Annotated in this window: 24 protein-coding genes and 2 tRNA genes; 18 read left to right on the forward strand and 8 right to left on the reverse strand. The window is 42.0% G+C overall.

Annotation, left to right across the window (positions count from 1 at the left end):
- Positions 1–39: 39 nt before the first annotated feature.
- The 12 genes from aspS to nadA all read left to right on the forward strand — a co-directional run bounded on the left by aspS (position 40) and on the right by nadA (position 10,088).
- A complete protein-coding gene (gene aspS / locus KDW99_RS09995) occupies positions 40–1,809 on the forward strand; it encodes an aspartate--tRNA ligase (RefSeq protein WP_255829157.1) in 1,770 nt (589 codons plus the stop codon).
- A 162-nt stretch (positions 1,810–1,971) separates the two neighbouring features.
- Positions 1,972–2,529 (forward strand): crossover junction endodeoxyribonuclease RuvC, encoded by a 558-nt coding sequence (gene ruvC / locus KDW99_RS10000; RefSeq protein WP_255829158.1) that lies wholly within the window; start codon positions 1,972–1,974, stop codon positions 2,527–2,529.
- Positions 2,526–3,128 (forward strand): Holliday junction branch migration protein RuvA, encoded by a 603-nt coding sequence (ruvA, locus tag KDW99_RS10005; protein WP_255829159.1) that lies wholly within the window; start codon positions 2,526–2,528, stop codon positions 3,126–3,128. The genes ruvC and ruvA overlap by 4 nt, the downstream gene beginning before the upstream one ends.
- 4 nt (positions 3,129–3,132) lie before the next feature.
- Positions 3,133–4,146 (forward strand): Holliday junction branch migration DNA helicase RuvB, encoded by a 1,014-nt coding sequence (ruvB, locus tag KDW99_RS10010; protein ID WP_255829160.1) that lies wholly within the window; start codon positions 3,133–3,135, stop codon positions 4,144–4,146.
- Between the two features lie 9 nt (positions 4,147–4,155).
- The gene (gene tolQ / locus KDW99_RS10015) at positions 4,156–4,836 is read left to right on the forward strand and encodes a protein TolQ (protein ID WP_255829161.1); all 681 of its coding nucleotides are present in this window, start codon (positions 4,156–4,158) and stop codon (positions 4,834–4,836) included.
- Entirely contained in the window at positions 4,836–5,261 is a 426-nt protein-coding gene (tolR, locus tag KDW99_RS10020) for a protein TolR (RefSeq protein ID WP_255829162.1), read from the forward strand. The genes tolQ and tolR overlap by 1 nt, the downstream gene beginning before the upstream one ends.
- Positions 5,261–6,202 (forward strand): cell envelope integrity protein TolA, encoded by a 942-nt coding sequence (gene tolA / locus KDW99_RS10025; RefSeq protein WP_255829163.1) that lies wholly within the window; start codon positions 5,261–5,263, stop codon positions 6,200–6,202. The genes tolR and tolA overlap by 1 nt, the downstream gene beginning before the upstream one ends.
- Before the next feature lie 2 nt (positions 6,203–6,204).
- The gene (gene tolB, locus KDW99_RS10030) at positions 6,205–7,500 is read left to right on the forward strand and encodes a Tol-Pal system beta propeller repeat protein TolB (protein ID WP_370646891.1); all 1,296 of its coding nucleotides are present in this window, start codon (positions 6,205–6,207) and stop codon (positions 7,498–7,500) included.
- Positions 7,501–7,519: 19 nt separating this feature from the next.
- Positions 7,520–8,098 (forward strand): peptidoglycan-associated lipoprotein Pal, encoded by a 579-nt coding sequence (gene pal, locus KDW99_RS10035; protein ID WP_255829164.1) that lies wholly within the window; start codon positions 7,520–7,522, stop codon positions 8,096–8,098.
- Positions 8,098–8,883, forward strand: coding sequence for a tol-pal system protein YbgF (ybgF, locus tag KDW99_RS10040; RefSeq protein ID WP_255829165.1), 786 nt, complete (start codon positions 8,098–8,100; stop codon positions 8,881–8,883). The genes pal and ybgF overlap by 1 nt, the downstream gene beginning before the upstream one ends.
- A gap of 41 nt (positions 8,884–8,924) precedes the next feature.
- A tRNA-Lys gene (locus KDW99_RS10045) sits at positions 8,925–9,000 on the forward strand.
- Between the two features lie 41 nt (positions 9,001–9,041).
- The gene (gene nadA / locus KDW99_RS10050; RefSeq protein WP_255829166.1) at positions 9,042–10,088 is read left to right on the forward strand and encodes a quinolinate synthase NadA; all 1,047 of its coding nucleotides are present in this window, start codon (positions 9,042–9,044) and stop codon (positions 10,086–10,088) included.
- A gap of 30 nt (positions 10,089–10,118) precedes the next feature.
- On the opposite strand, the gene KDW99_RS10055 is transcribed toward nadA, so the two are convergent.
- Positions 10,119–11,645, reverse strand: coding sequence for a hypothetical protein (locus tag KDW99_RS10055; RefSeq protein WP_255829167.1), 1,527 nt, complete (start codon positions 11,643–11,645; stop codon positions 10,119–10,121).
- A 110-nt stretch (positions 11,646–11,755) separates the two neighbouring features.
- Here KDW99_RS10055 and KDW99_RS10060 point away from each other — a divergent pair, with 110 nt between their 5' ends.
- From KDW99_RS10060 to zapE, 3 genes are all read left to right on the forward strand, one after another.
- The gene (locus tag KDW99_RS10060; RefSeq protein WP_255829168.1) at positions 11,756–12,322 is read left to right on the forward strand and encodes a nitroreductase family protein; all 567 of its coding nucleotides are present in this window, start codon (positions 11,756–11,758) and stop codon (positions 12,320–12,322) included.
- Positions 12,323–12,414: 92 nt separating this feature from the next.
- Positions 12,415–12,502: transfer RNA gene (locus tag KDW99_RS10065), tRNA-Ser, on the forward strand.
- 740 nt (positions 12,503–13,242) lie between these two features.
- Complete coding sequence (gene zapE / locus KDW99_RS10070; RefSeq protein ID WP_255829169.1) at positions 13,243–14,715, forward strand: cell division protein ZapE; 1,473 nt, start codon at positions 13,243–13,245, stop codon at positions 14,713–14,715.
- Between the two features lie 362 nt (positions 14,716–15,077).
- On the opposite strand, the gene KDW99_RS10075 is transcribed toward zapE, so the two are convergent.
- From KDW99_RS10075 to yciH, 4 genes are all read right to left on the reverse strand, one after another.
- Complete coding sequence (locus tag KDW99_RS10075; RefSeq protein ID WP_255829170.1) at positions 15,078–16,976, reverse strand: alkaline phosphatase D family protein; 1,899 nt, start codon at positions 16,974–16,976, stop codon at positions 15,078–15,080.
- Between the two features lie 57 nt (positions 16,977–17,033).
- Positions 17,034–17,432, reverse strand: coding sequence for an acyl-CoA thioesterase (locus KDW99_RS10080; protein ID WP_255829171.1), 399 nt, complete (start codon positions 17,430–17,432; stop codon positions 17,034–17,036).
- A 23-nt stretch (positions 17,433–17,455) separates the two neighbouring features.
- Positions 17,456–18,484, reverse strand: a complete 1,029-nt coding sequence (locus tag KDW99_RS10085) for a GGDEF domain-containing protein (RefSeq protein WP_255829173.1) — start codon at positions 18,482–18,484, stop codon at positions 17,456–17,458.
- Positions 18,485–18,644: 160 nt separating this feature from the next.
- Positions 18,645–18,989, reverse strand: coding sequence for a stress response translation initiation inhibitor YciH (yciH, locus tag KDW99_RS10090; protein WP_255829174.1), 345 nt, complete (start codon positions 18,987–18,989; stop codon positions 18,645–18,647).
- A gap of 146 nt (positions 18,990–19,135) precedes the next feature.
- Here yciH and KDW99_RS10095 point away from each other — a divergent pair, with 146 nt between their 5' ends.
- Positions 19,136–19,678 carry a GNAT family N-acetyltransferase gene (locus KDW99_RS10095; protein ID WP_255829175.1) on the forward strand — a complete coding sequence of 181 codons (543 nt, stop codon included), beginning with the start codon at positions 19,136–19,138 and terminating at the stop codon, positions 19,676–19,678.
- On the opposite strand, the gene KDW99_RS10100 is transcribed toward KDW99_RS10095, so the two are convergent.
- From KDW99_RS10100 to KDW99_RS10110, 3 genes are read right to left on the reverse strand one after another with little or no spacing between them, the layout of a single operon-like run.
- Complete coding sequence (locus tag KDW99_RS10100; RefSeq protein ID WP_255829176.1) at positions 19,650–20,375, reverse strand: pseudouridine synthase; 726 nt, start codon at positions 20,373–20,375, stop codon at positions 19,650–19,652. The genes KDW99_RS10095 and KDW99_RS10100 overlap by 29 nt on opposite strands.
- Positions 20,372–21,310: a D-2-hydroxyacid dehydrogenase gene (locus KDW99_RS10105; protein WP_255829178.1), complete on the reverse strand. Its 939-nt coding sequence runs from the start codon at positions 21,308–21,310 to the stop codon at positions 20,372–20,374. The genes KDW99_RS10100 and KDW99_RS10105 overlap by 4 nt, the downstream gene beginning before the upstream one ends.
- An 18-nt stretch (positions 21,311–21,328) precedes the next feature.
- A complete protein-coding gene (locus KDW99_RS10110; protein WP_255829179.1) occupies positions 21,329–21,958 on the reverse strand; it encodes an arylesterase in 630 nt (209 codons plus the stop codon).
- 26 nt (positions 21,959–21,984) lie between these two features.
- Here KDW99_RS10110 and KDW99_RS10115 point away from each other — a divergent pair, with 26 nt between their 5' ends.
- Both KDW99_RS10115 and KDW99_RS10120 read left to right on the forward strand, forming a co-directional pair.
- Positions 21,985–22,668 (forward strand): ABC transporter ATP-binding protein, encoded by a 684-nt coding sequence (locus KDW99_RS10115; RefSeq protein ID WP_255829180.1) that lies wholly within the window; start codon positions 21,985–21,987, stop codon positions 22,666–22,668.
- Complete coding sequence (locus tag KDW99_RS10120) at positions 22,665–25,124, forward strand: ABC transporter permease (protein WP_255829181.1); 2,460 nt, start codon at positions 22,665–22,667, stop codon at positions 25,122–25,124. Before KDW99_RS10115 ends, KDW99_RS10120 begins: the two co-directional genes overlap by 4 nt.
- Positions 25,125–25,173 lie beyond the last annotated feature (49 nt).

Raw genomic sequence — 25,173 nt, forward strand, 5'->3', positions numbered from 1 at the left:
AAATCACTCTCTTACTGAGAAAGTAATAGGAAAGAAATTATGCGCAGTCATTATTGCGGCGAGTTAAATGCTTCTAACATTTCACAAGAAATAACCCTATGCGGTTGGGTCCATCGTCGTCGTGACCACGGTGGCGTTATCTTCTTAGACGTTCGTGATCGCGAAGGCGTTACTCAAGTCGTTTTCGATCCAGATCGTGCTGAAAGCTTTGCGCTTGCAGACAGTGTTCGTAACGAATTTGTTGTTAAATTAAAAGGTTTGGTTCGTGCCCGCCCAGAAGGTACAGTCAATCCAAATATGAATACTGGTGAAATCGAAGTATTAGGAACAGAGTTAGAAATTCTTAACGCTGCAAAAACACCACCATTTCAGCTTGATGAGCACCAATCTGTTGGTGAGGATGTTCGACTAAAAAATCGTTTTATTGATTTACGTCGTCCTGAAATTCAGCAAAAAATGCGTTTCCGCTCAAAAGTAACTTCTGTTTTACGCCGTTACTTAGATGATAATGGCTTCTTGGATATTGAGACACCAATCCTGACTCGTGCAACCCCTGAAGGTGCTCGCGACTATTTGGTACCAAGCCGAACACAACAAGGTAGCTTCTTCGCATTACCTCAGTCTCCGCAGTTGTTCAAACAGTTATTGATGGTTTCTGGTTTTGATCGTTACTACCAAATTGCCAAATGTTTCCGCGATGAAGATTTACGTGCTGATCGTCAGCCAGAATTTACTCAAGTAGACATCGAGACGTCATTCATGGGTGAACAAGAAATCATGGCAATGACGGAAGATATGATTGTTGGCTTGTTTAAAGAGTTAATGGATATTGATTTGGGGTCATTCCCACGTATGCCTTACTCTGAAGCAATGGAAACTTACGGCAGTGATAAGCCGGATTTACGTATTCCATTAACGATCGTTACCGTTTCAGATTTGATGGCAAACGTTGATTTTAAAGTGTTCTCTGGCCCGGCGACTGATCCAAAAGGCCGAGTTGCAGCATTAAAAGTGCCTGGCGGCAATGCTTTGACTCGTAAGCAAATCGACGATTACACCAAATATGTATCTATTTACGGTGCAAAAGGTCTGGCTTACATCAAGGTGAACGATAAGTCTAATCTAGAAGAAGGCTTACAATCTCCAATCGTTAAATTCTTGACTGTTGAGGTACGCGCTGCCTTGCTTGAGCGTCTTGAAGCTGAAGATGGCGATTTGATTTTCTTCGGAGCTGATTCTGAGAAAGTCGTTAATGAGGCTCTAGGTGCATTACGCTGTAAGTTGGGTGAGGATTTAAATCTTTACACTTGCAAATGGGCGCCATTGTGGGTTGTCGATTTCCCAATGTTCGAAGAGACGAGCGATGGCGGAATCACGGCTATTCACCACCCATTCACTGCGCCTTCTTGTTCATCTGAAGATTTGAAAGCCAATCCATTAACAGCGCTTTCACAGGCTTACGATATGGTTCTTAATGGCACAGAGCTTGGTGGTGGTTCTATCCGTATTCACCAGTCTTCAATGCAAGAAACTGTGTTTGAATTATTGAATATTAGCAAAGAAGAGCAAGAAGAGAAGTTTGGCTTCTTGCTAGACGCACTGAAGTTTGGCGCGCCACCGCATGGCGGTTTGGCATTTGGTTTAGATCGTCTTGTTATGCTAATGACGGGGTCAAGCTCTATTCGTGATGTCATTGCTTTCCCTAAAACGCAAAGTGCAACGTGTCTATTGACTCAGGCGCCTGGCGAAGTCAGTGAGAAACAATTAAAAGAACTGAGTATTCGCGTTAGAAAGCCAGTTGTTGAATGATAGAAACAACTCTAAACTTATTCTAAAACAGTAAGTTATGTTGAGAGTTTGAAAGAAAAACGTAAAAGGCCGCTTATTAGCGGCCTTTTTTATATTTTGGCATTGCATACTTTGTAAAGGGCTGTTGAAATATACAGTAATTATATAAGGCACGATAAAATTATGCCCAAGACCAGAATTTTAGCTATTGACCCAGGCTCCAGAATTACAGGCTTTGGAATCATAGACGTTATAAATGGTAAATCTGTTTACGTTAATAGTGGATGTATACGATTACCTGATGAGGTGCTATCCGTTAGGCTTAAGCATATATTTCAAAGTGTTTCTGCGTTGTTGGAAGAATATAAGCCTGAAGAGTTTGCTATCGAAGAGGTGTTCTTAGCGAAAAATGCTAATTCAGCCCTCAAGCTAGGTCAAGCGAGGGGGGCGGCTATCGTTGCGGCGTCTATTCAAGAGCTAGTGGTGTATGAATATGCTGCTCGACGAGTCAAGCAGTCTGTGGTTGGCAATGGTAATGCTGATAAAACGCAGGTGCAGATGATGGTTCAGCTATTATTAAACCTAACTTCTAAGCCCCAAGCTGACGCGGCTGATGCTTTAGCTATTGCTTTGTGTCATGCTAATACGCGAACTTCCGGTGGGCTAGAGTACGGTGTCGGTAAGCGAGCGGGACGCGCCTCTAAGCGTTGGACAGAACTAGATGTAAGGAAAACTTTGTGATCGGACGAATTGTCGGCACTTTGATTGAAAAAACGCCACCAGAATTGATGGTCGATGTTAATGGAATTGGCTATGAAGTCAGTGCTTCTATGACCACAATCTACGATTTGCCTCAAATCGGAGGGCAGGTGACGCTATTTACTCACCTTCTTGTTAAAGAGGACTCCCATACACTTTATGGATTTATTGATAAAAACGAACGTGCATTGTTTCGTATTTTGATCAAAGTAAATGGTATTGGCCCAAAAATGGCATTGGCAATTTTGTCCAGTATGTCATCTGAGGAGCTCATTAATAATGTCCAAGACTCGGATGTTACCGCTCTTACTCGTATTCCTGGTGTTGGTAAAAAAACTGCCGAGAGACTTATTATTGAATTGAGAGATAAGCTTGGACAGGCGGCAAAAGCTGACTTGTTTTCAGCTCCTGCCGTACTGCGTCAAGTGCAAGCTGATCCTAGGCAAGAAGCTGAAGCTGCCCTTATTTCTCTTGGCTATAAACCCCAAGAGGCGGCCAAAGCCATTGCGGGTGTACCTGTGGATGCCGCGAATAGTGAAGATGTCATTAAGGCGGCTTTAAAAGGGATGTTAAGGAAATAAAAACATGATTGAACAAGATCGTATTATTTCTGCAGAGCTAAAAGGTAATGATCGACAAATTGATCGTGCTATACGTCCGCAAGCCCTAGCCGAGTATATTGGCCAACCAGTTGTTCGAGAGCAAATGGAAATTTTCATTCAGGCCGCCCGCCAGCGTGAAGAGCCTCTTGACCACACCCTAATCTTTGGGCCTCCAGGCTTAGGTAAAACTACCCTTGCCAATATTATTGGTAACGAGATGGGGGCTGAAGTTAGAACGACATCTGGGCCTGTTTTGGAGAGGGCAGGAGATTTGGCTGCGCTGCTGACAAATCTAAATGAAGGTGACATTCTATTTATAGATGAAATACATAGGTTAAGCCCAGCAATTGAAGAGGTGCTTTATCCAGCTATGGAGGATTACCAGTTGGATATAATGATTGGTGAAGGTCCAGCAGCTAGGTCAATTAAAATTGAACTCCCGCCGTTTACACTTGTCGGAGCAACTACGCGAGCAGGGCTCTTAACATCACCTCTCCGAGATCGCTTTGGAATTGTGCAGCGCTTAGAGTTTTATGATGTTGAATCACTGACAACAATTGTAGCGCGTTCCGCAAGTAAAATGGGTATGGAGCTAGATCACTCAGGTTGCTTTGAAGTGGCAAGAAGATCAAGAGGCACACCAAGAATTGCAAACCGTCTACTTCGACGAGTTAGAGACGTTGCGCAAGTTAGCGGAGAGGTGCTTGTTGGGCAAAAAGTTGCTCAGAGGGCATTAGATATGTTAAGTGTAGATAGTCAGGGCTTCGATCACTTAGATAGACGCATGTTATTGACTATGATAGAAAAGTTTGACGGAAGACCGGTTGGTCTAGACAGCGTTTCTGCCGCATTAGGCGAAGATAAAGATACTATCGAAGACGTCATTGAGCCGTTTTTGATTCAGCAAGGTTTTATAATTAGAACGCCGAGAGGTCGCCAAGTTACAAAACGTGCTTATGAACATTTTAATTACCAACTACCTTCAGATTTTAAATAGAGGTTAATAATGTCAATTTGGGGACTAATCGCTAGTGCTAGTTTTGTGGTCCAGCTTGTAATGTTGATTTTACTGGCTGCTTCTGTGTTTTCATGGATTGTAATATTTCAAAGGATTCGTGTTTTAAAGGAAGCAAAAAAAGTACGTGCCGCATTTGAAGAAAGTTTTTGGTCTGGTATTGATTTGAGCCAATTATATCGCAAGCTCACACAAGAAGGCCGTAAGGTAGGAGGTATGGAAACTATCTTTACCTCAGGCATTAAAGAATTTACTCGATTAAGGCAGAGCCATAATGTCGATCCAGAAGCTATTATGGACGGTGTTCAAAGATCGATGCGAGTGGCGCTATATCGTGAGGAAGAGAAGCTTGATCAGCATTTACCATTTTTAGCCACTGTTGGCTCAACTAGCCCTTACATCGGCTTGTTCGGTACGGTATGGGGGATAATGCACTCTTTTATTGGTCTTGCAGAGGTCCAACAGGCAACATTGGCAACCGTTGCTCCTGGTATTGCAGAAGCTCTTATTGCAACGGCAATTGGTCTGGCAGCAGCGATTCCAGCTGTAATTGCATATAACCGTTTTTCTTCTACAGCAGAATCTCTTAGTTCAAGTTACGAGAATTTTGCCGACGAATTTACTAGTATCCTACATCGTAAGGTACATGTGAGAGAGGGAGGCGCTGAATAGTGGCTCGCTCAAGAAGAAATAAACGCCGCCCAATGGCTGAGATAAACGTTGTTCCTTATATTGACGTTATGCTGGTGCTCTTGGTTATCTTTATGATTACTGCGCCAATGCTTACTCAAGGTGTGGATGTCGAATTACCCAACGCAAATGCCTCACCAATACAGGACACAGAAAACGATGTCATGATTGCTTCTGTAGATGCTAAGGGCCAATACTATTTGGATGTAGGTGGTAAGCAAGAGTCCATAGCTTTATCTCAAATACAGGATAGAGTTAGAAAGGTGTTAAGCCAAAACCCTAAGATGTCCGTGCTAGTAAGAGGGGATAAAAATGTTTCTTATGGTGATGTCATTGGTTTGATGGTTACCTTGCAAGGCGCTGGCGTTCCAAATGTAGGTTTAGTGACTGAACCGGATAAAAATTAATGAAATGGTTTCGCAGTGATAATTATAGTATTCCAACCGTCCTAGCAATAGGTTTGCATGCGAGTATTGTTATTGCAGGCTTGGTTGCGATAGATTTTAGTGATAATGAGACTCCAAAGCCAAAGCGTCCGCCTATTGTTAATGCGACCGTTATTGATATCTCTGAAACCATAATAGGCCAAAGAGAATCTGAAGAGAAAGCGGCAAAGCAGCAGGCAGCCGCGTTGGCAGAAAAAAAGAAAAAAGAAGCTGAACAGAGTAGAAGAAAAGAAGCCCAGCGTAAGGCTTTAGAAGAAAAGCAAAAGCAACTTGCCCAAGCTAAGCAAGCAAAAGAAAAGGCAGAAGCTGAGCGTCAGGAAGCGGAAAGAAAGAAAAAAGCAGCTGAGCAAAAACGTGCAGCACAAGAAGCAGAAAGTAAGCGTTTGGCTCAAGAGCAAGCTGAAAAAAAACGTTTAGCTGAAAAAGAGGCCAATGAAAAGCAACGCAAAGAGCTTGCCCGTAAAGCTGAAGCTGATCGTATAGCTGAAGAAGAGCGTAAGCGTCAAGAGGAAGCGGCTAGACTGGCGGAGAAGAAAAAAGCCGAGGAGGCGGCCGCTAGAGCAGCAGCGGAAGAGGCGAAACAAAGAGCGGCTGATGAAGCACAAATGGTTCAATCCATCAGTGGGTTAATAAATGACAGAGTTGCTGCTGCATGGATTCGACCACCAAGTGCTCGAAATAATATGAAAACCCAGTTGCGCATTAATTTCTTACCAAATGGGGAGGTGATGAATGTTCAGGTTACAGCAAGTAGTGGCGATGCTTTGTTTGACCAAAGAGCAGTTGATGCTGTCTACAAGGTAAGAAAAATTGAAGAGTTATCGAAAGTCGACTCATATGTTTTTGAGCGAAACTTTCGTCAGGTAGATTTAATTTTTAACCCGCAAGATTTGAGAAACTAATAATGATTAAAAAATACTTGAGTGTTTTATTCACTTGCTTAATATTTGTAAGCTCAGCGAGAGCTCAATTAGTCATTGAAATAACCAGCGGTGCAGATCAGCTTTTGCCTATAGCTGTTGTTCCTTTTGGCTATGATGGTGTGGATGCGCTCCCTGAAGATGTTGCTCAAATTATAGAGGCAGATTTAGCTAGAAGTGGTTTATTTCAACCTATATCTCGCTCTAATATGCTAAGTATGCCATCAAAAGAATCTGATGTGTTTTATAGAGATTGGCGTCTTTTAAAGAGTGATTATGTAGTTATAGGTACTGTTAAAAAATTACCCAACAATCAATATCGGATTGGTTTTGAATTATTAAACGTTTTAAGTCAAAAACCAGTCCAAAAGCATAGTTCTATAGATGTTAGTTCAAGAAACTTTCGTGATGCTGCACATTATATAAGTGATAAAGTCTACGAATTATTGACGGGGACAAAAGGGGCATTTAGTACTAGAATATTGTACGTTACTGCCGAAGGAGATAAAAAAGCGCCTTTATTTAAATTGCAGGTTGCAGATGCAGATGGACATCGCCCTCAAGTGGTGGTTGAGTCAAAAGAACCTATATTGTCTCCATCATGGAGTATGGATGGACGAAAAATTGCCTATGTAATGTTTCGAAATCGACGTCCCAATATTTTCACTCAAGAATTAGCAACCGGAAAGCGTCAACAGATTGCGCGATTTAGAGGATTGAATGGTGCGCCTTCGTGGTCACCGGATGGAAAAAAATTAGCATTGGTACTTTCTAAAGATAATAACCCAGAAATTTATACTTTAGATATCGCGACACAGAAACTGGAGCGTATGACAAACCATTATGCAATTGATACCGAACCAAGCTGGGAGCCAGATGGTAAGGGAATTGTATTTACATCCGATCGAGGCGGTAATCCGCAAATATATCGATTAGATGTAAATAGTAAGCGTGTTGAGAGGGTAACCTTTGAAGGAGAACTGAATACCAGAGCAAGAATGACGCCCGATGGTCGTTATCTTGTCACCGTTCAAAAGAACGATGGTAATTATCATATTGCGCTCCAGGATATGAAAACAGGTCGTGTTCAAATCCTCACACAAACTTACTTAGATGAATCGCCAAGCATTGCGCCAAATGGTAGCATGGTGATATATGCCACAACCTATCAAGGAAAGGGTATCTTAGCCGTAGTATCCGTTGATGGACTTGTAAAATACAGGTTACCATCAGCAAGCGGAGATGTACGAGAACCATCTTGGTCCCCGTATTTCAAATAAAGACATTGAGGAGTGAATAATGAGTGTAACAAAACTAGGTAAGTTTGCTGTAATTGGTTTGTCTGCAGCTTGGATTGCGGGTTGTAGCACAACAGCAACAGATACTGATTCTTCAACTGTTGCTGAAGATGCCAATTCAACTGAACAAGCTGGTACAACTGAAAATTCTGATCAAGCATTTGGCGTAGGTCAAGACGATGCGATGACAAGCGTGATTGTTGAAGAAGATGTTGCGGCTAATGATGACAACGGCATGGATTCACTAGCTGGCGTAGAAACTGTATTTTACTTTGATTTTGACAAATCAATTGTACGTCCAGAATCTCGTGAAGCTCTAGCTAAACATGCTGAATATTTGGTATCGCATCCAGACGCGCGTGTAGTTCTAGAAGGCCATGCTGATGAGCGTGGTACTCGCGAATACAACATGGCTCTAGGTGAGCGACGTGCAAAGGCTATTAGCCGTTATTTGACCATTCAGGGTGTTGCTGCTTCTCAAATCGAAACGGTAAGCTTTGGTGAAGAAGTTCCTGTTGCCTTCGGTCATGACAGCAATGCTTGGCAGTTAAACCGTCGAGTTGAAGTTCGTTACGAATAATGATCTATAAAGATTTAAAAGTTCGCTCTTTTGCAATGGTGCTGTGTTTATCAGCACCATTTGCATTAGCTGAGGTTCCACAAGCGAGTGGCGGTCTTTCTCCAAGTGCTGCTGCCGATCTGCTTTTTCAATTGGAAACACTGCAACAGGAGGTTCAAAGCCTTCGTGGACAATTAGAAAATCAGGGTCATGAATTAAAGTTAATGAAAGAGAGTCAGCGGGATCGTTATATTGATCTTGATAAGCGCATTTCTATACTTATGTCTGCTTCAGCTAATGAGCCAAAGTACACATCTTCCCAAGTGCAAAGTGTAGAGTCATCCTCCCAAGTAGAGGCTACTAGAACAGTTCCCTCAACGAGTTCTTTGATTTCTTCACCGCTAGCACCTGTTAATCTTCAGCCACCAACAGCCCAGTCCCAGCAAGCTTATAATGATGCTTATAATTTAATCCCTCAAAGAAAGTTTGATGAGGCAGAAATTGCATTGGCTAAGTTTGTAAAGGATTATCCAAATAACACGCTAACTGGTAATGGTTATTATTGGTTGGGGGAGGTTAAATTGGTTCAAGGCAAATCTCAACAGGCTATAGATGCATTCTCTACAGTGATTAAGAGTTTTCCTGGTCATAGCAAAGAACAAGATTCTTTGTATAAGTTAGGCACTGTGACAGATCAACTTGGTGACAGTGCAAAAGCTAAGTCTTATTTGCAAGATGTAATTAGCCGTTTTCCCGATAGTAAAGCAGCTAAACTGGCGGCAGGGTATTTAAGTAAGATTAAATAGTTTGCAATTCTCAGCGGGCTCTGTAATATACGCAGCCCGTTGGGTCGTTAGCTCAGTTGGTAGAGCAGTTGACTTTTAATCAATTGGTCACTGGTTCGAATCCAGTACGACCCACCAAAAACACTCATTCCGCTCCCAGTTACTTAAGGGCTAATGATATGTCCGAACTTTCTAATAAAGCAGCACTTCGTGAAACCGTCCAAAAATATTTGTCTGAAGCTGAAAAAAGCCTTGAATTAAAGTCTGTTGACGACGCTCAAATTCGTGACGAAATTAAATCTTTGCTTAAGCAAAAAAATGCCGTTTTGGTTGCTCATTATTACACTGAAGATGCCATTCAAGAGCTTGCAGAAGAGACGGGCGGAATTATTGCCGACTCACTAGAAATGGCTCGTTTTGGCGCAAACCATGAAGCGAAGACATTAGTGGTTGCAGGCGTTAAATTCATGGGTGAAACAGCAAAAATACTTAGCCCTGAAAAAACAATCTTAATGCCAACATTAGAAGCAACTTGCTCACTTGATATTGGCTGCCCAATTGAAGAATTTTCTGCTTTTTGTGATCAGTATCCAGATCGGAAGGTCGTTGTGTATGCCAATACATCAGCCGCAGTGAAAGCCAGAGCGGATTGGGTTGTGACTTCTAGTATTGCCTTAGATGTTGTTAATCATCTTGTAGATCAGGGTGAGAAAATTATTTGGGCTCCAGATCAGCATCTAGGTGGTTATATTCAGCGAGAAACTGGCGCTGATATGATTCTTTGGGATGGAGCTTGCATTGTTCATGAAGAGTTTAAGGCCAAAGGTATTTTAGATTTAAAAGCTATCTATCCTGACGCCGCTGTACTGGTTCATCCAGAATCACCTGAGCCTGTGGTTGAGGTTGCTGATGTTGTTGGCTCAACATCGCAGCTGCTAAATGCCTCGAAAAATATGTCAAACGATACCTTTATTGTCGCTACCGACAGAGGTATTTTTTACAAGATGAAGCAGGCATCACCAAATAAACGTTTTATAGAAGCCCCAACAGCTGGCTCAGGTGCAAACTGCCGCAGTTGTGCGCATTGCCCTTGGATGGCGCTGAATAGTCTGGAGATGTTACGAAATTCGCTAAGAGATAGTACAGGCGAGATACACGTGACTGAAGAAACTAGAATCAAAGCTCTGATTCCATTGCAGCGAATGCTTGATTTTCAAGTGAAATAATTCATAGCTTTATTTAGTATTTAGGGAAGACTAATTATTTAGAGTCCCTAAATATTTCATTTCCAAATCCGAAAAAGCCAATTGCAATCGATCGTATTCAAGGTTTTTCTTGTTATATGCAACCCTAATTGTTTGAAAGTCCTTGCCTGTTACGGTATCCAAGAGCTTGTTTTTTAGCTCCGTTGTTGCTTGAACTAATTGTCGATTTTTTTCTCTTTCCTGCATCAGTGGTTTTGACTGAGCTGCCAAGTCAGGGTGAGTACTTTCTGCAATGGTATTTATTTCTTCTTTTAATTTGTTATTGGTGTTTTCTGCTGTGTCTAATTCTTGTGCTAAAAGAGTAACGCAGGTCTCCGACTCTTGTAGTAAGCGTTCAAGTACTCGAGCATCCTTATCTTGTTCAATAAGGTTATCTGATGACTGGTTTTCAAGTGCAGTGTTTAACTCATCACGAAAGGAGCCAAAGGTTTCTTTTTTGTTAGCGCTTAATGCTTGTAGATTGCCAATAGCCGTTTCATTACTCTGGTTGAGCTGTCTTTCCAACTCAGCTAGTTTGGTATCCTTCTGACTAATATCTTGCCTTAACGATGTAATTGATAAATTTGATGTTTCTAATTCTGCTTCTAGTTGCAAGATAAGTGTTTGTGACTCTTTGGACATCCGTTCCATTTTAGAAATGGCTACTTTTTGTGCTTCAATCGCTGCCTGTGAGTTGTTGCTGTTGTTAGCTTTATCAATTTCGTTTTTTAGTTGTTCAATGACCATTCTTTGGCGATCAGATAAGCTGCTTAAGCTTGATATCTGCTTGAAAGAAGCATTGCGACTCTGTTTATCTTGCTTTTGAGCTTTTGGTGCTTGCAGGTTAAATGAGGCAAAACTTCCTGTGTTCTCAGACTGTTTTTGCTCGAGCTTTTTGATCTTCTCTTGTAGAGCATTGATTTCTGTTTCTAGGCGCTGCTGTTCTGCTTGTTTAATGGCTAATCGATTGATACGTAATCTGGCTTGATCGATATTGTCTTGTAAGTCTTGATTGAGTAGAGATTGGTTTTTTGAAAGTGATTCTTTAGTAATCAGTATCTCTGATGCTTGATAAAATTCATCTTCCATCTCTTTTAGATTCTGATGCAGTTCATCAATATTGGTTGTTTGTAGTTTTGGGGCAGAGAGAGCATATAATAGACTGGATAGGAATCGATTTAAGATAGGTTTAGGCTTTTCATTCGCCTGATTTAGCAAAATGGCTCTTTCGGCTTTGAGTACCGTCCCCCAGATTTTTAATCTATTCACTTCATGCTGGTCTAATTTATTGGAGGTAATTGAAGCAGCGGCAAAATTGATCTGTAGGTCCATATAATGAGCGAGACCTTTATAGGTTTTAGTCTCCTCTAATTCTTCACTACTTAAAGGAGTGTCTAAAATCTCAGCAGATTCTTCTCCTTCCTTTGATGCCTGTTGTTTTTTTTTCGCAAGTGAATATATCATCCACAAGAAGGTAGCATTGGCCAACAAAAGAAATGTACTGAGTTCAAGCAGCGCCCAGATCAACCACTTTGACATAAAAACTCCTAGACCCTAAAGCAATAGATATGATATTCATTATCATTAAACTATAGCAAGCGATCATTTTAGCTTGCTGTTTTTCTTATGTTAGCGGAATTAAATATTTTATGAGTAAAGAATTTATAACATTTATGCGTAATCGTGTATCGCAACCAGCGCTCGACTTACCCGCACCGAGCGAAACAGAGTGGTGTTCTATTCTCGAAGCGGCTAGCCGAGCTGCAGATCATGGCAATCTTAAGCCTTGGCGTTTTTGTATTTTTGAAGGGGAAGGACGAGCAAAGCTTGGGCAGATTTATTGGCACCATGCCTTATCTGAAGTAGATTCTATGCCTGAAAGTAAAGAGGAAGCTTTTATTAAAAAGGCGTACCGAGCTCCCGCAGTCCTAATGGTGTACGCTCGAATCCAAGATCACCCTAAAGTACCAGCAATTGAACAAATAATGGCAGCCTCAGCAGCCGCTCAGCAGGTTTTACTTGGCCTAAACGCTCTTGGTTATGGCGCAATGTGGCGAAGCGGCCCAGCTTGCTTTACACAGAAAACAAAAGATCTCTTATCACTCAAACCAAATGAGCAAATTATTGGCCTCATCTATACAGGAACCCCCACAGAAAAACAGGATCTCATTCGAGAGGTAGAGCTTGAATCACATCTAACATGGGTAAGAGATTAATTTCTAAGGTTTAATTGCAAAAAAACTATTGCAATTAAACCTCTCCATCACTAATATACGCGCACAAATTACGCAGCGCGTATAAAAGTTTTGGTGAGCTGTCCGAGTGGCCGAAGGAGCACGCCTGGAAAGCGTGTATGTCGAAAGGCATCAAGAGTTCGAATCTCTTGCTCACCGCCATTATTTGAAAAAAAAGACATCGTATGATGTCTTTTTTTTCGCCTGCAGTTTATCGCTTCTATGGTATTTATTCCCAAGTGGCATCTTGTTCGGAAATTCAAGTACTTCTAGCTTTGAAAAACCTCGATACTTTACACAATTATTTATTTAGAAAAATTGTCGCTCCGTGAATTTTTCGACATTATTAATTGCAAAGACCGAGTTATAAACGTGGATATACAAAATGTACAAGAAATGAGTGTTATTTATACAGTTTTCACTTGTTACTTCTATCACGCTATCCCTCCATTTAATTTGATTTATTGTTCACTCCTCAATTTTCTCGTATTCTCTCAGTTTCAAATGTAAGTAACCTAATCCAAAGAAGATGGCATTCTGCATGGACGATCAAATCCTTACCTTGAAAGAGGTTGCTGCTTATTTGAAGTTGGCAGTGAAAGACTGGAGCCTAGGCGCTGCCACATTGTACTAAACAGGTTGTCGACTTGAATATCTGCGCGTGTTAGCAAATCTGTTGTTAAAAAAGAGGGGGTTGTGTCTGGGTTCATTTTATAGCCCTTGAGTGGTTTCGTGTTTTGTCTAGATAACAAGCATTATTATTCAGTTAGTTATGCTGAATTTGGCGTTCAACTTGAACGCAAAAACTTGAGTCTCTAATACAAATCTATTTGATCCCCTTACAGCAATCTAGCGTACCACATTAGCATGTTGATAAACTCGTTAGTTCGATGATGAAGAAGATGATGAAGACGTTAATAGCACAACATCGCGTCGCTCGGCGGTGCTTCTCTACAGGCCCCGTTTCAGCGGCTTATGAACTCAAGGTGGACGCGGGGGAGCTGCGACGAGATGACGCTCAAGTCGCTCTGGCGGCAAAATTCGATGCCCTGCACGAGACTCTTGCCTCTTTCCCACAAGTACCCGTACGCACCGACGATCCTAGTGAGAACAGCCGTACAAGCAGAAATCCACTTTTACTGTTACTGGCGCGATCCCTGGCATCCGCCCAGTCCTTTCTTCGAAAGAAGTTCCATTTGTGGTTTTTTGGTCCACCGCCGCGAGGCATGTACATTCATGGAACGGTCGGGGTCGGCAAGAGCTTTCTAATGGATCTCTTTTACGCGTCGGTTACTGTGCCTGATGATGATTCTTGCTGTAATAATGACAGCCACAAACACGCAAAGATTACCAAACGCCGCGTCCACTTTCATGAATTCATGCTAGACGTCCATCATCGAATCTTTGTCTACAAACAGAAGCGCCCACGAGGTGATTCGCTTCCCATCATTGCGCAACAATTGGCACAAGAAGCCCAACTCCTCTGTTTAGATGAATTTCAAGTGACAGACATCGCCGATGCCATGATTTTAAAGCGACTATTTTCACTATTACTTGATTGGAATGTCGTGGTGGTGGCCACCTCGAATAGATCCCCCGATGCCTTGTATGAGGGAGGCATTAACCGATCCCTTTTTTTGCCATTCATCGACATGTTGAAACACACGTCCGACATTATTTCCATGGAGGATTCCCGCAAGGATTATCGACTCGAAAATCGAGTGTGTGGTCAATCCTATTTTTGGTCAAACAAGGATGTTCATGGCGATAATAATATTAATAAAAACATACAGGCGCAGTTGGAAGAAATATTTGGTGGCACTGCATCCGGAACTGAGGCTGAGATCATTCCCATCCTATTTGGTCGCACTGTCCAGGTCGCCCGTTTGAATGACCGGTGCGCCTGGTTTGATTTTTCCGAGTTGTGCTACCAACCGCTCGGGGCGGCCGATTATATTTCCCTCTGCTGCCGATTTCCGGTCCTCATCATAGACCACGTTCCCCAACTGGATGCCAAGCACCTCGACGAAGCGCGACGATTCGTGACCCTCATTGACGCGTGTTATGAATCTCACACCCGCTTGGTGCTGGCGGCACAAGTCCCGCTCGACGAATTGTTTGTCGATTTTGAAGCGCAAGTCGAAAGCAGTGATGGAGATGAAGAATTGATTGTCAATGAGAAGGGGGGAAACTCGAGTTCTTTTGCGACGACCATGATTCGCACCAAAGATGGGAAATATTTTGAGTGGTCAGCGACGGGTCGAGTTGGTGTGTCACTAGCACAATTTTCAGCCGCAAATGATCTCGCCTTTTCCTTTCGACGAGCCGCATCTCGGTTGGAAGAAATGGGTGGAAAGGAATGGGGACGGCAATGACGAAAGGTATTTACCTTGCAAAAAAACACTAAAATGAGTGACACCTCATGTTTTTTCGCTCAAGTGAAAGAATTTTGGTGCGCTTTGAGCTCTTAATCGCAGCTTCCCTAACCAAAGTGGATTTGCTATGCCTCGTTTAAAGGGTATTCAGATACCAATTTTCCATCAGCAGTCTTCTTTTCTGTAGTAAATCCCCCTTTGATAAGCTGCCTCAGCCTGGCTGGTCTTTGAGTTTATGGGCTAGGGCATGCTCAATACTAACATCACCAACAGCATTGCGACCTTGCTCACCGCCATTATTTGAAAAAAAGACATCGCATGATGTCTTTTTTTTCGTCTGCAATTTATCGCTTCTATGGTATTTATTCCCAAGTCGCATCTTGTTCAGAAAGTCTGAAATGTATATCACGCCCGTCCGAACACAGTTGGACAACCTTAGATGGCGAGCCATCTTCATTTAATGATACCAAGCTTACTCCTGACGCGTTTAAGAGGCGCTTTCCATGAGCTGTAGTTTCTGGTTTATGGGGAATGACTTTCATGCTGCGCCGTCTAGTAAACCAATTTAGTGGTGATCTTGGTGAATAGAGCCAGCGATTTAAACGATCAAAAATATCCAGTAGCCGCTGAGGAAATTCGTTTTTAATGCCACTGCTGGTGATTTGCCATAAGTCTGATCCTTGTTTATTGCCGCGTAGCTGGATGTCGTAAACAAAAGAGTAATGAACATCCCCTGATAGAATAACAAAATTTTGTGGTGTTTTATTATGCCTAAACATATTCATTAGGGCATACGCAGAACCCGGATGTGCCATCCAATTTTCTGCATCCACCATCAGAGGTTGCCCAAACCAAGTAAACACTCTTTGAATGCTTTCAATTAGTTTGACTCCAAAAATAGGGGCGGGTGATACCAGAATAACGGCTTGTAAGCCTTTCAGCTGATGTTGTAGGTCGGTTAGCGCCTCCCAGTCCATTAGTCCTGACGGTTTTTCCAGTGATTTCTCAGAACGCCAACGATGAGTGCGGGTATCTAGTACAACAAGAGGTGGTGTTGTCTGCCAAGTATAGTTCCACTTAGAAAATCGGAATAGCTCGTGCAGTAATTCATCATGGTGTTTTTTGCCAGGGTGAATGAGCACCTTTTGAACTTCGTGAATCAATTCACTAGAAAAATGTTCGGGTGCATTCCCCCATCCTTGGCACATAAGATAACCGAGAAGGGCGTTGCCAATAATTCGAGCAGAAAAATCATGATTATAGGCTGTTTCCTCCCAAGCTGCGGTCAGGTTCCAGTCATCCGTAATATCATGATCATCAAAAATCATTGCCACGGGGAGATGGGCAAGTGCACGACGGACTTTAGGCAAACCTTTGGCAAAGTTTTCGATAATAGGAATTTGCTTTGTGAAAATTGCTGCATGCTCATCTGACAAGTCTGAGGGTGTAGATATACCTCCATTCTCAAATATCAAATCCCAGCCTTTAGGAGACCAAGCAAGGGCATACATGGCGAGTACTTCTGCCAATGAAATTAAATGATTTTGAGCTGTATCTGTTGTAAATACAGGCTTTCTTACACCTCCAAAAACCTGATCTATCACGCCTCGGCTCAGTTTATTTTCTGGTAGCAGGGTTTCTCGCGCGTAGTAGTAAGCGGTTTCTTTATGCAGCTGATGGGCACTGTTAATCTCTGCGCATGGGAGTGTTTCGTCAGGCATTCCAAGGTGTGGGACTAGCTGATGAATCGCCCATAACATTGGAGCCGCGACATCATCTGCATATATTTGATCTCCGCTCATCATCAAGATGCTAGGCCAATCGCTAGGAGACGTATTTTCCAGCAGCTCATCCACCCGTAATAATCCATCTTTGCTAGGATGGTGCGGTTTTCGGCAAGAACCATGCAATATTTTATCTATATTCGGTTGGATGATAAAAAATGGGAAGGGGTGATTTGGATAGACAAGATCTTCAGCCCAATGCGTCCAGTCCAACCCATTCAGTCGAAGATCATAATGAATGGGTTGATTAGTTGGTAAGGCTTTGTCTAGCTTAATATCAATCAGCTGGATGAAAAGTCCGGTACCAGCTTTGAGTTGTGTGTGGTATTTGGCTGTTTGGTTAGTATTGAGTGTTGATAAAACAGTGTTGTCTTGAAGTAGAGTGATATCAAACGTTACAGCTTCTGTGGTCATCAACCAAAACGTTAGTCTATCCGCTGTCATTCTTCGTAATAGCGGTCCAGCTAATACCTGCATAAATTCCTCATATTAACTTGTTGAATACGGCTTAACAGCATTCAACAAGTTATTCATTTAGGAAGCAACCAAATGGTCTACAATAGGTTTGCCTTCCTTGGTGGTTGAAGTGACAGTCATTTTTGCGCTAAGTATCAATTGGTCATTGTCAGTACGGTGCACTTTCTGAAGAAAGTTAAGCTTGAGTTTAGATACGCGCTCTATTGATGACTGGATATAAAATGCATCACCACTGTGCATAGATTGTATGTAGTCTAGTTCAGCCTTAATCAAGACAAGGTAAATCCCTTGCGCCGTAATTTCAGCAAAGTCTAATCCTCTTGATTTTATAAATTGATGCCTAGCGTGCTCTAGATAATTCTGATAAACAGCATTGTTAACAATTCCTTGTATATCACACTCGTAATCGCGGACCTCAAAATAAACGCGATCTTTTTGATTCAAGTTGTCCTGCATTGTTTTGCCTTAAACGTCGTTATTTATTCATGGTGGGCAATTTGATTTTTGCCGGACCGTTTTGCATACATCAGATAATGCTGTGAACGTTGCACTAGTTCATTAGGACTTTCATCTCCGAACAAGGTTGCAACGCCTATGGATACCGTGACTTGACGCAATAAAACCTTGGTGTTTTTATAGCGAATTTTTTGGATGGACACTTCATTCCGAATAGATTCTGCAAGTTGAGAGGCGACACTCAGCTCTGTTTCACTTAGTAACATAGCGAATCGGCCACCATTTAAACGTGCAATAAATCCGTTATCCGGCAATAGGCTCACCAATAGTTTTGCAATGTATCGAATAAGTGATGTGCCAGCTTTGTTGCCATACTCTTGATTAATTTGACCAAGATTATCAATGTCTATTAGCAATAATGTTAAGTCATCTTCTGCATAGGGCATCATTGAAAATAATGACCGCTCAAACCCCTTTTCATTAGCTAATAATGTCATGGGGTCAAGTTCAGTATTTTTCTTTGCGTCTAATAATTCTGAACGTAGCGTCGCTAACTCTTCTTGAGCAGAGTGTAAAGCACTACTGAACGAATCAATTGCTTGGCTAGCTTTAAACGCTCCTTTTTCTAGAAGCTGAGCTATTTGTTCAACTTGAGATGCTTCTTTGGCATTCGCTAACGCTGCTTTTGTCGTACGTAGCGTGTTGTTAAACGTTTCTAGATCACTAGAGATATTTGTGGTTCCAGATTCTAATTTAGTGGTTAGGTCTTTCAATATAGGCCCTTGGTGATGAGCATATTGAATATCTTCTGTTACTAAGAATTCGTTAAATAGTTCTTGTGAAACAAAAGCAGGTAAGCCACCGAATCGGCGCAAAGCACGATCTACAACCTGATTAAATTTGGGGTTTCTATTAGAAGCATATTCGTACCATATCCCATAGTTATAGGGAGTTGGTGGAATATCCAGCTTTACCATAAGAGGTATAGCTGATCGCATTAGCTGGTTAGCCTGCTTAATATTATGTTGGAACATCGGAACCTCTGTTGCCATGATTTACCTCCAAGACGTCCCATTTCGTTGGCGATAACTTATGTTTATAAAAGAGCGCGAAAACTCGGTAACATTACGGCTTCGATATTGTAACGGCTTTGTCATGTTTTCGTATTCTTGAAAACACGAATATAGTAATTCTAAAAAAGAATAATAGCCATTAACCACCAGTAAATTTACTAGAAAAACCTTCTTTTTCAAGTAACTCTTTCACTTTCTGTCGATTGTCCCCTTGCACTTCGATGAGTCCATCTTTCACTGCGCCACCAGTGCCACACTGGGTTTTTAGTTTTTTTCCTAACTCTTTGAGCGCCGCTTCCATTAGAGGGAGGCCGCTAATAACAGTAACCCCTTTGCCTTTTCGTCCTTTTGTTTCCAGCGCAATTAACACTTTACCACTACCAACGGGGTCTTCTTTTTTACACTGGCACTCAGAAGTTGGCTGCTCACAGCCTGGGCAGAGGCGACCCTGATCTGTTGAATAGACTAAATTTCGATTTTTCATGGATTTTTACAACCTTTAACATCCTTTCATGCTTAGCATTTTATTATCTCAATAAAAGCGAATCAGATATAAATTGCAATATTCAGCATTTAACTTAAATCTGCGCTAAGCTGATAATAATACCAGTTTTAGAAAGCGTGTTGGATATGAAAACATTAGTAAAAATTCGACAAGCCACAGAAGCCGACCTAAGAAATATATTGCTGTTTGAGTTCCGCAATAGGGGGTGGTTTTCTCAGTTTTTACCCAACCAAGCATTACAACAGCAAACGGAAATGTATTTCAGACGTTTGCTTCGAAGTAACTTGAAGCATTTGCAATATCTAGTGTACTTACCAAATGATGTGCTGATTGGTCGCTTTAATGGGCAAATATTGGATGAAAAATCAGTAGAGGTATCTTACCGTATTGCCAAGAACTTCACGAACCAAGGTATTGCCAAACATGTGCTGAAACATATACTTATCGTTTGGGCAAGTTCTGGAATTACCGAGGTGTTTGCGACAGTTGCAGATCACAATAAAGCCTCAATTAAAGTGCTTCTGTCATGCGGCTTTGAAATTAAAGAAGTGCAAAAAAACGCAATTAATTTAAACCCAGAAATTCACGACAGCTTAGTCTTCCGTTGGTCGATAGCAGAAGACTTGCCGCTAATTACTACTAAGTTCGATAGCCTTCCAGTTTGTTAAGGATATTGACTATTTTGTCACTAAAACCTGCTGACAGGCTCATGGGCAGGTTTGTAATTGGGTGGGTGAACTCGAGGCTTGATGCGTGGAGCATCAATCTAAAGTCATCTTCCCAAATCTCTTTGGCCACTTTATTAATATGGCGACAACCATAGCAAGAGTCGCCAACAAGAGGGCTCAAATGGTGTTTGAAATGTCGACGTATTTGATGTTTCCGACCTTGCTTTGGCGTCACTTCGAGCCAGCTTAGACGCATACTGTCATAACGGCTTACCGGAACCGGCAGCTGAAACTGTTTTAATCTAACAAAACTTGTCTCAGCGTCTCTTTCTGTGCCTTCAATTTTAAAGCGAGAGCGACCTTTTTGTTCATTCAGCTTAGCTAATGGGTAATCAATAACGCCTGCATCATCACAATAACCACGAACCAAGCAATGATAGGTTTTTTGAGTCTTAGTCTCAGAAAACTGAGTGGCAAGGTGCCTTGCAACTTCAGGTGTAAATGCCATAACCAAAACACCAGATGTGCCTCGATCAAGACGGTGCACAGGGAAAACCCATTGTCCTGTTTGATCTCTTAGCCTCTGAACAACGGCGTCTTCTTCATCTTTGGCTAAATGTGTGCGATGGACAAGTAAACCAGCAGGCTTATTGACAGCAACTAGGTATTCATCTTGATATAAAATCTCTAACGTCATTCTGGCTTTTCTATAAAAGAGGTTATTTTTTCCATCGCCATGTCGACTAACGTTTGCATGGCTTCATCACTGGCCCAAGCAATGTGAGGCGTCAATAAAAAATTGGGTTTTTTAGAGAGCTCTTGAAGTGGATGGTCTAGCGGCATAGGTTCTTGACTTGATACATCGAAAGCAGCACCAGCGATGCTATTATGTTGAAACGCTCGAACTAATGCATACTCATCAACAATGCCACCTCGGCTAATATTGAGTAATAAACAGCTTGGTTTCATTAATAAAAATTCAGCATCGCCAATCAAATCTTTTGTGTCTACCGTTAATGGGCAATTGATGCTGATGACATCGGCCGCTGTTAACGCTTCTTCAAAATTAATATAACCCGCTCGAGTACTTTTTGCTCCTTTTCTGTCAGCAAAGATCACATGCATTCCAAAAGCTAGAGCAATGGCGGCGACCTTTTTACCTAAGGTCCCGCCACCGATAATGGCCATTGTGGAGCCTGATAAATCCTTAATAGGGTAGTCAAGAAAACAAAAAAATTCCGAGGTAGACCATCTTCCAACCTTTACGTCATCTAAATACGATGTGAGATTTCTTCTGAGTGTTAGAAGCATGGCAAAAGTATGTTCAGGTACACTGATTGTAGAATAATCGGAGACATTTTGAACGATGATGTGTTTGTTTTTGCAAGCCTCCAAATCTACATTGTTGGTGCCAGTTGCCATGACTTGTATCAGTTTTAAATTGGCCGCACCATTAATGGCGTCAGCATCCACTATAGACTTATTAGTGAGGACAATAGCGGCGTCTTTTATACGTTCGGCTACCTGTTCAAGAGAAGAGTTCTCGTATTCAACAACCTCTTTGATATGTGTTGGTAGTTGAATGTTTATTTGCTTTGGAAATGAGCCTCTGTCTAAAAAAACCGCCTTCATTTAACTTTCCTTATTTTTTTACTTCGTGTTATCTAATAATGGTAGCAAATATGGGAGTATATTTTGCAGTACGATAGGTTGGCCTGTTTTATTTGGATGTAAGCCATCGTTCTGCATCAGATCTTTGTTTAACGCTACATTTTCAAGCATAAAGGGTAGGTAAGCGATATTGTACTTAGTGGCAATATCCTTGTACAAATTAAAGAACATTTGCGTATAGCGCTTGCCATAGTTTTGCGGGATCTGGTTGCCAACCAATAATACTGTGGCATTCACATCGTGAGCTTGCTCAACCATTTTTTCTAAATTCATTGTGGTCTGAGTAAGAGGGTAACCACGTAAAGCATCATTAGCACCGAGTTCTAAAATGACCCAATTGGGCTTGTGGGTGGCTAATAGATCATTGAAGCGAGACAAACCACCTTGTGTTGTTTCGCCGCTAACACTGGCATTTACAACGTTTATTTCTGGATGTGATTGAGAAAGTTGATTTTCGAGTAAACTAACCCAGCCATCTTGTTGTCTTAAGTTATATGCCGCGCTGAGGCTGTCTCCCATGACAAGTAAAGTAGAAGCCGATGCAAACGAACTAATAAATAGTAGTGTGATTATTGTACATAGTTGCCTTAATTGCTTTTTTAAAAACATACCAAACCTTTTTAGAGTGAATCACTATGGCTAGAAACACCGCGATTAAAGTATCTAATTTAACTCATACCGTGACATCGAATACAGGGAATTTAACCATATTGAAAGGAATTAATATGGAAATCAAGGAAAGCGAGTCGGTTGCTATCGTTGGTTCATCTGGTTCAGGTAAGTCCACGTTATTGGGTCTATTAGCTGGTTTGGATGTCAATACGTCTGGCGATATTTTCTTGTACGAGCAAGAGTTTTCTAGCCAATCTGAAGAGCAAAGGGCATTAGCTCGTGGCCAATATGTGGGTTTTGTTTTCCAATCTTTTCATCTTTTGCCAAGTCTTCAAGCCATCGAAAACGTTATGTTACCGGCTGAATTAAAAGGTGATAAAGATGCACGTAATAAAGCGGAAGCATTACTTGAAAAAGTAGGGCTGTCGCACCGCTTGACCCATTATCCAAATCAGCTATCAGGTGGTGAACAGCAACGTGTTGCCATTGCACGTGCCTTTGCATCGAACCCCAAAATACTTTTCGCTGACGAGCCGACAGGTAATCTTGATGAAGAAAATGGTAAATTGATTATTAAATTGCTATTTGATCTTAACCAATCTCAAGGCACGACATTGGTAATGGTGACGCATGATAATGAACTTGCCAAACTATGCGACCGTCAATTGGTCATGTCTGCCGGTCAGCTAACGGAAAAATCCTTATGAGTTTTGCCTTTCGCTTAATGTTTCGAGACATTCGTAGTGGTGACTTAATCACGCTTCTATTGGCTTTGGTTATTTCAGTAAGCACAGTCACATCGATAGGCCTGTTTATTGATCGCTTACAATTATCCTTTGAGCAGGAATCCGCGAATTTATTAGCCGCTGATCGCTTAATTCGTTCAGATGACGTGATTCCTGAGTCTTGGGAAGCCAAAGCTAATGAGCTTTCTTTGCAAACCGCACAAAGAACGTCTTTCACAACGATGATGTTTGCAGGCGATTCACTTCAGCTGTCTCAATTAAGTGCAGTTACGGACGAATATCCATTGAAAGGGGCTTATCTGGTTGATGACGTTTTGTTCGGTACCGGAAAGCGTTCCACTGACACGCCTAAGCAAGGGGAAATCTGGGTATCGTCCCAGTTGGCCAGTTTACTCAAACTTAAGCTTGGCGATCAGGTGGAAGTGGGCGACGCCTCTCTTAAAGTTAGCCAATATTTAGTCCGAGATCCAGGATCAACTACCTCTGCGTTTGCCATTTCACCTCGTGCCGTGATGAATATGGCCGATCTTGCTGCGACAAACGTCATCATACCTGGTAGTCGAGTGCGTTACTCACTATTGTTTGCAGGTAACAAAGCATCTCTTGATGAGTATGAAGAATGGATAACGCCACAATTGGATGAGGGGCAACGCTGGCAAACACCAACGCAACGAGGAGAGCGTATAGGCGATACCATTGGCCGTGCAGAGTCTTTTTTGCTGTTGGCTGGTACTTTAGCTGTGGTCATGTCTGGTGTTGCCATGGCGCTGGCCTCCGCTCGGTTTGTAAAGCGTCATTTGATGCAAGTTGCTATTTTAAAAACCATTGGTGCAACGCCTAAGTTATTAGGGAAATTATTCTTCCTACAGTTGTCCATACTATTTATTGTGGGCGCTGCTATAGGCTTGGCAATCGGCTGGGGGTTGCAAGAAATCATCGCCTCTTTGCTGTCTGGTCTAATGTCGACGACTTTACCAGAGCCATCTGTTAGTCGTTTGTGGTTAGGGGCAGCCACTGGCCTAATTTCTATGGTGGTTTTTTGTCTGCCTTTGATGTCGCGCCTTATCAAAATATCACCACTTTCAGTGCTTCAACCTAATGCCAAAGTTGAGCTCAATGGTGTGGCGATTTATGTAATCGGCTTTATTGGTATGTTTGCTTTGATGTGCTTGTATACCAATGGCTTTTTGCTTCCAAGTATTATGACGGCGGCCATTTTAGGGATCGCGCTGTTTGTCGCCGCTATTGGGTGGGTTGCCTTTAAATTGGGGCGTTCATTAACATCTGGAGCAACCAGTGGTTGGCAGATAGGTCTTGCTTCCTTATACAGAAGATTGATCCCTAACTTATTTCAACTTTTGGTCTTCACCTTAATTATTATGCTGACTTTGATCTTGATTGGGGTGAAATCGAGCTTGATTGCTGACTGGCAACAGCAACTTCCAGAAGATGCGCCTAATCATTATTTGTTCAATGTGCAAGCAAACCAAATTGATCAGATAAATAGTGATACCACTCAATTGGGCCTCAAAAAATCCGACTGGTATCCAATGGTGCGAGGTCGCGTTACCGCAGTGAATAACACGACAATTCAGTCCCTTTATCCTGAAGGTAGAGGTGAGCCAGAGCTCTATGAGCGAGAGTTAAATCTCACTTGGTCAGACACACTAGGGAAAGGCAATGAACTTATTGAAGGTGATTTTTCCGCTGAAGGTCTTTCTGTTGAGCAGGAAGCAGCGAAAGAAGCCAATCTAGAAATAGGCGATGAGCTAACCATTAATATTGGTGGCAACATTGTGACTTTGCCAATTACCTCTGTTCGTACTGTGGACTGGGGCTCAATGCAGCCTAATTTTTATCTAATTTTACCTAAAAGTGCTTTGGAAGATTACCCAGCCAACTTTGTGAGTAGCTTGTTTGTTAGTGATACTGAGGCGCAAGACTTTTATCGATCCATGGCGAAGTTTCCTACCGTGTCGATTTTGAATGTAGGCGATATCTTGAAACAAATTCAAACCATCATAGGGCAGTTGTCTCAGGCAATTCAGTTGGTGTTGTTTTGTATTCTGAGTGCCGGCGCTTTGGTGTTGTTGGCCAGCGTACGCTCGACATTAGAAGAGCGTTTAGAGGAAGGGGCTTTATTGCGAGTGCTAGGAGCACGAGGAGCGTTAGTGCGACAGGCTTTATTAGTTGAATTTGGCGCCCTTGGATTCTTTGCTGGTCTGATTGCTGCCATAGGCGCTGAAACCTGCTTGTTAGGCTTGCAGGTGTTTGTTTTTAATGCTGAAGCGAGTTTCCATCCTTTATTGTGGGTGTTGGGGCCGACGATTGGCGTGGTTGTCATTTCAACCATTGGTATATTTGCCAGTAGGACTGTGCTAAAAGTGCCGCCCATGCTTTTACTGCGTGGGTTATAATTAAAAACGTATCCTATGCGTTTTTGGATTATGTGCTTTTTAATATACT

It is taken from the genome of Marinomonas rhizomae (genome assembly GCF_024397855.1).
GTDB lineage: Bacteria > Pseudomonadota > Gammaproteobacteria > Pseudomonadales > Marinomonadaceae > Marinomonas > Marinomonas rhizomae_A.

Excerpts from the sequence above, each read along its gene's own strand:
- aspS (WP_255829157.1), top strand. The coding sequence starts at position 40 with ATGCGCAGTCATTATTGCGGCGAGTTAAATGCTTCTAACATTTCACAA.
- KDW99_RS10100 (WP_255829176.1), bottom strand. The coding sequence starts at position 20,375 with ATGACGTTAGAGATTTTATATCAAGATGAATACCTAGTTGCTGTCAAT.
- KDW99_RS10085 (WP_255829173.1), bottom strand. The coding sequence starts at position 18,484 with ATGGCAACAGAGGTTCCGATGTTCCAACATAATATTAAGCAGGCTAAC.
- ybgF (WP_255829165.1), top strand. The coding sequence starts at position 8,098 with ATGATCTATAAAGATTTAAAAGTTCGCTCTTTTGCAATGGTGCTGTGT.
- ruvC (WP_255829158.1), top strand. The coding sequence starts at position 1,972 with ATGCCCAAGACCAGAATTTTAGCTATTGACCCAGGCTCCAGAATTACA.
- KDW99_RS10120 (WP_255829181.1), top strand. The coding sequence starts at position 22,665 with ATGAGTTTTGCCTTTCGCTTAATGTTTCGAGACATTCGTAGTGGTGAC.
- KDW99_RS10105 (WP_255829178.1), bottom strand. The coding sequence starts at position 21,310 with ATGAAGGCGGTTTTTTTAGACAGAGGCTCATTTCCAAAGCAAATAAAC.
- tolA (WP_255829163.1), top strand. The coding sequence starts at position 5,261 with ATGAAATGGTTTCGCAGTGATAATTATAGTATTCCAACCGTCCTAGCA.
- KDW99_RS10110 (WP_255829179.1), bottom strand. The coding sequence starts at position 21,958 with ATGTTTTTAAAAAAGCAATTAAGGCAACTATGTACAATAATCACACTA.
- KDW99_RS10075 (WP_255829170.1), bottom strand. The coding sequence starts at position 16,976 with ATGCAGGTATTAGCTGGACCGCTATTACGAAGAATGACAGCGGATAGA.
- nadA (WP_255829166.1), top strand. The coding sequence starts at position 9,042 with ATGTCCGAACTTTCTAATAAAGCAGCACTTCGTGAAACCGTCCAAAAA.
- pal (WP_255829164.1), top strand. The coding sequence starts at position 7,520 with ATGAGTGTAACAAAACTAGGTAAGTTTGCTGTAATTGGTTTGTCTGCA.
- tolQ (WP_255829161.1), top strand. The coding sequence starts at position 4,156 with ATGTCAATTTGGGGACTAATCGCTAGTGCTAGTTTTGTGGTCCAGCTT.
- yciH (WP_255829174.1), bottom strand. The coding sequence starts at position 18,989 with ATGAAAAATCGAAATTTAGTCTATTCAACAGATCAGGGTCGCCTCTGC.
- KDW99_RS10095 (WP_255829175.1), top strand. The coding sequence starts at position 19,136 with ATGAAAACATTAGTAAAAATTCGACAAGCCACAGAAGCCGACCTAAGA.
- KDW99_RS10080 (WP_255829171.1), bottom strand. The coding sequence starts at position 17,432 with ATGCAGGACAACTTGAATCAAAAAGATCGCGTTTATTTTGAGGTCCGC.
- KDW99_RS10115 (WP_255829180.1), top strand. The coding sequence starts at position 21,985 with ATGGCTAGAAACACCGCGATTAAAGTATCTAATTTAACTCATACCGTG.
- KDW99_RS10055 (WP_255829167.1), bottom strand. The coding sequence starts at position 11,645 with ATGTCAAAGTGGTTGATCTGGGCGCTGCTTGAACTCAGTACATTTCTT.
- tolB (WP_370646891.1), top strand. The coding sequence starts at position 6,205 with ATGATTAAAAAATACTTGAGTGTTTTATTCACTTGCTTAATATTTGTA.
- ruvB (WP_255829160.1), top strand. The coding sequence starts at position 3,133 with ATGATTGAACAAGATCGTATTATTTCTGCAGAGCTAAAAGGTAATGAT.
- KDW99_RS10060 (WP_255829168.1), top strand. The coding sequence starts at position 11,756 with ATGAGTAAAGAATTTATAACATTTATGCGTAATCGTGTATCGCAACCA.
- zapE (WP_255829169.1), top strand. The coding sequence starts at position 13,243 with ATGATGAAGACGTTAATAGCACAACATCGCGTCGCTCGGCGGTGCTTC.